General features: G+C 46.1%; 1 protein-coding gene. It reads left to right on the forward strand.

From position 1 onward, the window contains the following. Positions 1 to 586 (forward strand): Ig-like domain-containing protein (locus EYY60_RS00040; protein ID WP_449404164.1); only part of this gene is annotated, 586 nt, incomplete at both ends.

Below are 586 nucleotides of genomic sequence, written 5' to 3' on the forward strand. Positions count from 1 at the left end.
TGGCACTTATTATGCAGCAATCAGCGATCCTGCAACAGGTTGTGAAAGCGCGACAAGATTGAGTGTAACGATAAACGTAAACGATCCTGGCACTCCGACATTGGTAAACGCAGGGACTCAAAACTTCTGTTTGATCAATGCTCCTACTTTTGCAAGTGTCCAGTTCAATGAAACCAATATCGTTTGGTACGACGCCTTGACAGGAGGAAACTTGATTCCATCAACTCAGGCATTGGCAAGCGGCACTTATTATGCTTCAATCAGCGATCCGGCAACAGGATGCGAGAGCGCAACAAGATTGGCAGTTGTAATAAACGTAAACGATCCTGGCACTCCGACATTGGTAAACGCAGGAACACAGAGCTTCTGTTTGGTTAATGCTCCGACATTTGCAAGCGTTCAGTTCAACGAAACAAATATTGTTTGGTACGACGCCATGATAGGTGGAAACTTGATTCCATCGACTCAGGCATTGGCAAGCGGTACTTATTACGCTGCAATCAGCGATCCTGCAACAGGATGCGAGAGCGCGACAAGACTGAGCGTAACAATAAATGTAAATGATCCGGGAACACCGACATTGGTA

The sequence above is a fragment of the Flavobacterium zhairuonense genome, from assembly GCF_004352915.1.
In the GTDB taxonomy this organism is placed as follows: domain Bacteria; phylum Bacteroidota; class Bacteroidia; order Flavobacteriales; family Flavobacteriaceae; genus Flavobacterium; species Flavobacterium zhairuonense.